The sequence below is a fragment of the Pseudomonas sp. RIT-To-2 genome (genome assembly GCF_029623465.1).
Lineage (GTDB): Bacteria > Pseudomonadota > Gammaproteobacteria > Pseudomonadales > Pseudomonadaceae > Aquipseudomonas > Aquipseudomonas silvicola.
In genome coordinates this window covers 151,680-159,855 of sequence record NZ_JAPYKM010000012.1, presented here as the reverse complement: position 1 = coordinate 159,855, position 8,176 = coordinate 151,680, and the positions used below count along the sequence as shown (strand labels likewise).

Annotated in this window: 6 protein-coding genes; all 6 read right to left on the bottom strand. The window is 53.6% G+C overall.

Translation table 11 applies throughout. From position 1 onward, the window contains the following. Positions 1–89: 89 nt before the first annotated feature. The 6 genes from QBK88_RS13610 to rapA all read right to left on the bottom strand — a co-directional run bounded on the left by QBK88_RS13610 (position 90) and on the right by rapA (position 8,171). Entirely contained in the window at positions 90–1,457 is a 1,368-nt protein-coding gene (locus QBK88_RS13610) for an ABC transporter substrate-binding protein (RefSeq protein WP_277962407.1), read from the bottom strand. Positions 1,458–1,461: 4 nt separating this feature from the next. Next, positions 1,462–2,316, bottom strand: a complete 855-nt coding sequence (locus QBK88_RS13605) for an aKG-HExxH-type peptide beta-hydroxylase (protein WP_277962406.1) — start codon at positions 2,314–2,316, stop codon at positions 1,462–1,464. Continuing rightward, the gene (locus QBK88_RS13600) at positions 2,303–3,280 is read right to left on the bottom strand and encodes a ThiF family adenylyltransferase (RefSeq protein ID WP_277962405.1); all 978 of its coding nucleotides are present in this window, start codon (positions 3,278–3,280) and stop codon (positions 2,303–2,305) included. The genes QBK88_RS13605 and QBK88_RS13600 overlap by 14 nt, the downstream gene beginning before the upstream one ends. Continuing rightward, a complete protein-coding gene (locus QBK88_RS13595; protein ID WP_277962404.1) occupies positions 3,264–4,466 on the bottom strand; it encodes an MFS transporter in 1,203 nt (400 codons plus the stop codon). Before QBK88_RS13595 ends, QBK88_RS13600 begins: the two co-directional genes overlap by 17 nt. An 84-nt stretch (positions 4,467–4,550) precedes the next feature. Beyond that, entirely contained in the window at positions 4,551–4,703 is a 153-nt protein-coding gene (locus QBK88_RS13590) for a hypothetical protein (RefSeq protein WP_277962403.1), read from the bottom strand. 621 nt (positions 4,704–5,324) lie between these two features. Beyond that, positions 5,325–8,171 carry an RNA polymerase-associated protein RapA gene (gene rapA, locus QBK88_RS13585; RefSeq protein ID WP_277962402.1) on the bottom strand — a complete coding sequence of 949 codons (2,847 nt, stop codon included), beginning with the start codon at positions 8,169–8,171 and terminating at the stop codon, positions 5,325–5,327. Positions 8,172–8,176 lie beyond the last annotated feature (5 nt).

Here is an 8,176-nt window from a genome sequence, read left to right as displayed (position 1 = left end):
AAATACAAGCGATATCGCCAGTCCGCACTACCGTGAGGACGGTAATTGAATCGCCCCATTCAATTGAATAGAGCTGCAGAGCTCTTCAATCAAAGCATCTGCACAGGTGCACCTACTTCATAGAAGGAGCTGGGAAGAATATTTTTTCTTACTAATGCCGCAGTAGGTAGTGCCACCAAAGGAATAGAAAGCCCTTCATTCGAAATGATGTCCTCCATTCCCGCAGCCGCCGCAGCCTCAACTTCTGCAGAGAGTCCGCTTAAGTATAAGGAATATAGAATTTTCGCTTTAGCAAGCTGAGTGGAAGTCAAATAGCCCCGGAACAGGTCGTTTTTGAAAAAGCCAAGCGGGCCGTAAATAGCAGGCGGGCTTATGGTAAGCCGTAGGTCGGAGGGTGCAGACCAGTCGCCAAAAGCCACAGGCTTAAGCTGTGCTTGGATGCCTAGCCGCTTCAGTTGCTTCTGCAGTATCTTAGCGATCGTGAGGTTAGGGTAAAACTCATCGTATAGTATTGTAATGGTGTGCTGCGAGAGGGGAGGCAAGTCCTTGGTGGCACGCAGTACCTCATCGAGGTATAGCCCGCTATAGCTGGTCAGCGGGGCGGCGAAGCCCAAAAGTGCGTCATTGATCTCTTGCCTGTTGAATACGTGGAATAACGACTGTCGTAGTTGAGATGGAAGGGAGGCGAAGGAGGTTCCGGGTACAAGGAAAACTCCGAGACGGGTCAGGTTTAAATGGAATTCATGTAGGTGGCTGTATTTTTTGTAATCTTCGAGTCTCATGACCGTATCGCATGTGATGTCTATGGTTCCTCGAAAGTAATCTTCGATGCATGCTGAACGATCGTGGTAGGGTTCGTAGTTGATGAAGGTTAATCTATCGGCAGTTGAAGGGTTGTGTGAGAGGTGCCACTTGTTTTTCACCAGTTCGACAAAAGCGCTGGACTGATGTTTGATGCAGTAGGGGCCGGCGCTCAGTTCAGAATTTCCGCAACTCGGCGAAAAGTTGAGTTGACTGAGCATGCTGGGTAGCCATTTGTTACCGTTGCGGAGGTTCAGTACTATTGTGAGCTTTTCGGGTACCGCGATGCCAATGTCGTCTGACTGGAAATTCGCGTATTCGCCATAGCCTGCAACATCTGAGAGTAGATTGCTGAACCTGTTGGAGGGGGAACGAATGATTTCCTTGAAACTATTAGCATAGTGGTTGGCGACTACTGGGCTCCCGTCAGACCAGAAAAGCCCGGTGCGGAGCTTGACGGTCAATTTTTTTTTGTCTTTGGAAAACTGAGAATGTTCCGCTGCAAGGCCTACGAGCCGACCATTGCGGTATGTATACAGGGGGAGAGCGCACTTGCCAAAAATTTGCTGGCCACCATAGTCGCATACCGTTTGGACGCTGTTTTGATAAGGAAGTGCGTCGACGGCGATGGCAATTGATTTGAGTCGTTGAACCATTTTTCTAGCCTCGATGGTACGGGTAAAGCATGCTGTCGATGGTTGATCTTATGTTTGAAATTAGGTGCTCGCCTGGGTGCGTTAGTAGCTGCGATCGCTGGAGTATTGAAACGCCCAGTGCGGCTTGCGTCAGGTTTTTGGTCGCTAGTGTTTCAGATTTTTGTCTGAGATTCTTGTCGCGTGTGTGAAGAGCAATATTGGTAAGGGTTAAGGCTACTCTTGCTGTTACGAATGTTGCGTGCAATACAGCGTCAGCAGGCCTGGGAGTAGACCTGATTGGGCTGACAAGGAGGTGCTGAGGATCGCTGATAAATGATGTTGCGAAACTACGAATGTACAAGTCGATGTGGGACGCCTCATGCGTGAAAGTGTCAATGTAATCGCTAATCGATTGGTTTTCGCTCATCCCCACAAGAATAGTTCCAAGGTGTTTTTTCGATGACGCTCCTCTTAATCCTCGACCACCAACAAGTACTGCTTCGGTTACCATCTTTTTAACTAAATCAAATGTGATGGGACAATGCTGCTTGATTGTCTGTATAGATAATTGTGCTAGTAGATTGCTGGCTGTTCGGGGGGGTGGAAGAATGGTGATTCCCTGCTCGTTGGCTTGACTCAAGTCTTGAATCGTCGAGGCTATCATTTCGTGAATCCAGGGCGGGGAGTCAGGGCTGAAATGGCGTAGCGATATCGGTTTGATCCCGGTCTCATGGTCTGAGAGTTTTCTGTATGAGTGTTTCAGATGTTCTGGAAATGTTGTCTCATTCCTCTTAAGTACTTCATGGAGGATTTTTATAACGAAGCTGTTGACTGCGTAAGAGGGTCTGAATTGCGCCATCAGTTGATCAATATTCGTCATAGGAGATCTTCCGGATCAAAGAAAGTGACCAAGGGTTTATTAGTAGTTCCTTGTTTTTGATGGTGGCAGGGGCTAAGGCGCAGTAGTGGTAGATGAGTTGGGCGGCCAATGTCGAGGTCGCCATTGAGTTAGTGGCGCCTAATGAACCTCTGCAGGGGGTCAGCAGTGAATAGTTTACGCTTTTATCCAGTCTCTCTAGACTAGCAATGTAATTGGTTTTGGCTGCATGTGAGGTGAGTAAGGGGCCTATGCTGATCTCCTCGTATCCGACGCCACAGAACGCTACGTCAACCTCATTGATGCCTGCGAATAATGCGACTATCTTTTTAATGAGGATAGGAGGAGTGTCGGCGCCGCAAATGATCAAGTTTGTTGTAGGTAATAGATTGTCGAGGTCGTCAATTGTCTTGACGCGTGCTGATATTGAACGTGTTTCGGCGTCGGGATGGACGGCGCGGACGAAATTTTCTAATTGCTCTGTTTTAAGTTTTCCTACGTCATTTGGGGTGAAGGGGTACTGCCTATTTATATTGGAAGCCTCTATCGCGTCGCAGTCGATGAAGGTGAATTTTTTGAATCCGCTCATGGCTAAGTGGTAAGTCAGATTGGCCCCTATGCCTCCACAGCCTAGGACGGTGATATGGATTTTTGAGATGTTTGACCTCGTATTTTCCGGCATCTCGAAAGTGCGAGCTAAGAATAGCTCACTTTTTCTGATGAAATTATTGGTAGTGTTGTCAGGTATTTGGATGATCAGGTCGAGCCTCTTGAGTTTTGCGAATGCAATCGCTAGAGTGCCTTCATTTGCAAGTCTTTGGAAATCAGTGTCCTTAATTCCTGAGTGCAGCGCGTGAATTAATGTGGAGATCAACGTAGTTGGTTTTGCGATTGTGAATGTCTTCTTTCCTGTCAATAAAATGGTTTTGTCGTTTTTGATGATGATGTCGCTATTTAGATAATACATTGATGCCTCTTTTGGTTGCTACTTTAAAGGTTGCTATCAGTAAGAGCGCTCCTGTCAGCGGGTAAAGAGAAATGACGATCAGTGATGTGGTGCTGGGATGCGATTCTGCAATGATGCCATAGGTAATGAATCCGGCTGAAATGAATAGCATGTCCAAGAAAGAGGCCGCTGATAAGGTTGTAGTTCTCAAGTGTTCTGCTTTGATTGTTGAGTTTATTAGGTTGTTGGTTAATATGGCGGCCCATAGGGTCAGTGTGTTTGCTGTCAAAAAAGCGACGATGCTTAGGGTTGGAGAATAAAAGGGGTTCCCTGCAATGATAACTGAGGTCATTATCATTAGTGCTGGGATAGCGTGTGCTGGAACGTTTGGAATAAAGCGGGCGGCGCACATTCCTGCCATGGCACTGATTATCTCTACGGTGCCGACGGCCGCGCTGGCCGCGCCTTTACTCATTCCCGACTCATGAAACGAGGAACTGGCATAGAGGAAATATGGTGTCATTGCCGCATGTATTGTTGCAAATGGAAGTGCAATGGGGGTAATGGCTATTAGTTCTTTTAGAAAAATGTCCAGTTGTAGCGTGTGTTGGGTCGAGTTGGTGTTCGAAATCTCTGTTATGGCCAGTGGTGCTACCGCTATTACACTCAGCACGGACATGATTATTGAAGTCGTGTAAATGGCTTTCCAGCCCCCGGTCTCTAATATGGGGGCTGCGGAAATCATCGCGAGCCCCAGTGATAAACTACCCGCAAATTGGATGGTTGCGTAGTGCCGAGAATACAGCTGTAGTGCGTCAAGGTTATTTAGGTTCTTATAGAGGGCGCTGCTTAAAGAACCTGAAATGAGTGAGAATGATAACGCATATAGACTGAAGCAGGCGATAGTCAGGGGCATGCTAGATACTAAGAGAAATTGTCCCCACAAGCTGATCCCTGCTGTTAGGCCACCTGTCGCTAGCGCAGTGGTGCGACCAAATTTATCTGCAAGATATCCGCTAGGTAGCTCAAATAAAAATAAGGAAGCTGAAAAAATTGTCTGGAGAAGACCGATTTCAATTAGGGTGTAGCCGTGTTCTTTTAAAAAGAAGACGAAGACTCCGCGTTCAACTGAGAATGTAACAAGAAAATAAAATAGAGCAAGCCGTTTGCTGATGATGTCGGTCTGAAAGGGTTGTGTGTGCCCCATGTTGACTCCTGTGGTTCAAGGTCATTTGCCTCGCTATGGAACGATTTTATGGGTCCTCCGGGGGCGCCTCCCGGAGGGATTAACTCAGGATCGATGCGTGGTCATTTTTACGCCGGAATCAATTTCTATTTCGGCGATTTCTAACGTGCTTAGGTCGGCTATGTTAATGTTGTCGAGTAGCTCTTGCAGTTCCGGCGAAAGTGTTTCGATTGGGGCTTGGGAGATGGTTTCGTTCATGATTTCTATCCTTTGTATTGTTGTTGATAGATGATAATTGCAACTGCAGTTTTACACGCGATGGCTGAAATTCCTTCGCGGTAAATCGATACTAGGAGGCAGTTGTGGCTATTGCAATTCCTCTGATTGTAACTAGATTTTTCGCTATTTCTTTGAGGATGTTTAATTTTTCTTTGTGAAACTGAGGGTTGTCTTGAGATGTTTCTAAAAGGCGGAACAGATTGGTGCGGATTTACAGTACAGAATATTCAGGTTTTATCGAGCTAGCTCGGTAGCTAATCATTAGGCTAGGCAATTTTGCTCATTATGTTGCGGTGGGTCCTTATTGTTCTTACCTGTTACATATGCGATGTGTGGTATCCGGAAGGGCGTGCAATACACTTTTTCCGAATCAAGCGAAGCGCCCGTGAAGGTGCTCACACATCACCTTGAGTATCCGTAATGGGCGCAACCCTGGCTAGCCCGCCCTGACTCTGGTTCAAGAATGTTTGGGTCTTTGCTTTGCGTTCGTACGAAGGCGCCAGTAGTTGATGTGCGATAGGGGAGGGCGGGCGTAGCCGCACGAAAAGCCATAAAAAAGCCCGCATCGCGCGGGCTTCTTTTCCGGATCAGGCTAAGCAGTCAACCAGCGACGAGCACCCGGATCGCTTCCAGGCGCAGCGCGGCCTTCTCGAACATCGCCAGGCCCTGTTCACGCTGCTTGCGCAGGGCGTCCAGTTCGCTGTCGCGCACGGTCGGGTTGACCGCTTGCAGGGCGGTCAGGCGCGCCAGTTCTTCTTCGGTCTCGGCAGCCAGGCGGCGCTTGGCTTCAGCCACTCGCTCCACATGGCGTGGCAGTACCTTGGTTTCACCGGCGTTGATGCGCGGGCCAAGGACGTCGCGCTGGGCCTGGATGAACTTGTTGGCGCTGGCCTTTGGTACGCTTTCCAGCTGGTCGTTGAGGGTTGCGAAGGACACCCGCGACGACAGGTCGTTGCCGTTTGTGTCCAGCAGGCAGCGCAGTGCCTGGGGTGGCAGGTAGCGGCCCAGTTGCAGGGCGCGTGGGGCGACCACTTCGCTGACGTACAGCAGCTCCAGCAGCACGGTGCCGGGCTTGAGTGCCTTGTTCTTGATCAGCGCCACGGCGGTGTTGCCCATGGAACCGGACAGCACCAGGTCCATGCCGCCCTGCACCATGGGGTGTTCCCAGGTGATGAACTGCATGTCTTCACGCGACAGCGCCTGGTGGCGGTCGTAGGTGATGGTCACGCCTTCGTCGTCGCCCAGGGGGAAGCTGGCGTCGAGCATTTTTTCGCTCGGCTTCAGGATCAGGGCGTTGTCGGAGTGGTCTTCGCTGTCGATGCCGAAGGCATCGAACAGGGTTTCCATGTAGATCGGCAGGGCGAACTGGTCATCCTGCTCTTCGATGGCGGCCACCAGGGCCTTGCCTTCGCCGCCACCGCCGGAGTTGAGCTCCAGCAGGCGGTCGCGGCCGGTGTGCAGTTCGCTTTCCAGGCGCTCGCGTTCGTTGCGTGCCTGCGCCACCAGGGCGTCCCAGTTGTCGTCGTCACCGCCTTCGAGCAACGGCAGCAGGCGCGGGCCGAACTGGTGCTGCAGGGCGTTGCCGGTAGGGCAGGTGTTGAGGAACGCGTTCAGTGCCTGGTGGTACCACTGGAACAGGCGCTCTTGCGGGCTGTCCTGCAGGTACGGCACATGCAATTCGATGATGTGCTTCTGGCCGATACGGTCCAGACGGCCGATACGCTGCTCCAGCAGGTCCGGGTGGGCCGGCAGGTCGAACATCACCAGGTGGTGGGCGAACTGGAAGTTGCGGCCTTCACTGCCGATTTCCGAACAGATCAGCACCTGGGCGCCGAACTCCTCGTCAGCGAAGTAGGCAGCGGCGCGGTCACGCTCCAGGATGTTCATGCCTTCGTGGAAGACCGTCGCCGGGATGCCGGAGCGCACGCGCAGGGCGTCTTCCAGGTCCATGGCGGTCTCGGCGTGGGCGCAGATCACCAGCACCTTGGTGCGCTTGAGCATTTTCAGCTGGTCGATCAGCCATTCCACCCGCGGGTCGAAACGCCACCAGCGGTTTTCCTCGTCGGTCTCGGCCTGGGCCTGGAAGGCCACTTCCGGGTACAGCTCGGCGTGTTCGCCCAGCGGCAGCTCCATGTACTCGTCCGGGTTGGCCAGCGGGTACGGGTGCAGCTTGCGCTCCGGGAAACCCTGAACGGCGGCGCGGGTGTTGCGAAACAGCACGCGGCCGGTGCCGTGGCGGTCCAGCAGTTCGCGGATCAGGCGTGCGGCGGCTTCGGTGTCGCCGTCGTTGACGGCTGTCAGCAGGGCTTCGCCTTCGGCGCCCAGGAAGCCCTGGATGGTCGCGTGCGCCTTGGGTGACAGGCGGCCTTTGTCCAGCAGTTCCTGCACGGCTTCGGCCACAGGGCGGTAGTGCTCGCTCTCGGCGCGGAAGGCGGCCAGGTCATGGAAACGGTTCGGGTCCAGCAGGCGCAGGCGCGCGAAGTGGCTGTCCTGGCCCAGTTGTTCCGGGGTCGCGGTGAGCAGCAGCACGCCGGGGATGACCTCGGCCAGTTGCTCGACCAGCGAATACTGCGGGCTGGCCTTGGTTTCGTGCCACACCAGGTGGTGGGCCTCGTCGACCACCAGCAGGTCCCAGCCGGCGGCGAACAGCGCGTCCTGGGCCTTTTCGTCTTCGGTCAGCCACTCCAGCGAGACCAGCGCCAGTTGCGCGTCTTCGAAGGGGTTGCCGGCGTCGCTCTCGATGAAGCGCTCGGCGTCGAACAGGGCAACCTGCAGGTTGAAGCGGCGGCGCATCTCCACCAGCCACTGATGCTGCAGGTTTTCCGGAACCAGGATCAGCACGCGGCTGGCGCGGCCCGACAGCAACTGACGGTGAATGACCAGGCCAGCCTCGATGGTCTTGCCCAGGCCCACTTCGTCGGCCAGCAGCACGCGCGGGGCAATGCGGTCGGCCACTTCACGGGCGATGTGCAGTTGGTGGGCGATGGGTTGCGCACGCACGCCGCCCAGGCCCCACAGCGACGACTGCAACTGCTTGCTGGTATGTTCCAGGGTGTTGTAGCGCAGCGAGAACCAGGCCAGCGGGTCGATCTGGCCGGCGAACAGGCGGTCGCTGGCCAGGCGGAACTGGATGAAGTTCGACAGTTGGGTTTCCGGCAGGGTGCACGGTTGGTTCTGGGCATCGAGACCGTGGTAGACCAGCAGGCCGTCGACGTCCTCGACTTCCTGCACGGTCAGCTTCCAACCTTCGAAATGGGTGATCTGGTCACCGGGAGAGAACCGCACCCGGGTCAGCGGCGCGTTGCGCAGTGCATATTGGCGGGTGTCGCCAGTGGCCGGGTAGAGCACGGTCAGCAAGCGCCCGTCCTGTGCCAGAACGGTGCCTAGACCTAGCTCTGCTTCGCTGTCGCTAATCCAGCGTTGCCCCGGTTGATACTGCTGCGCCATGCTGC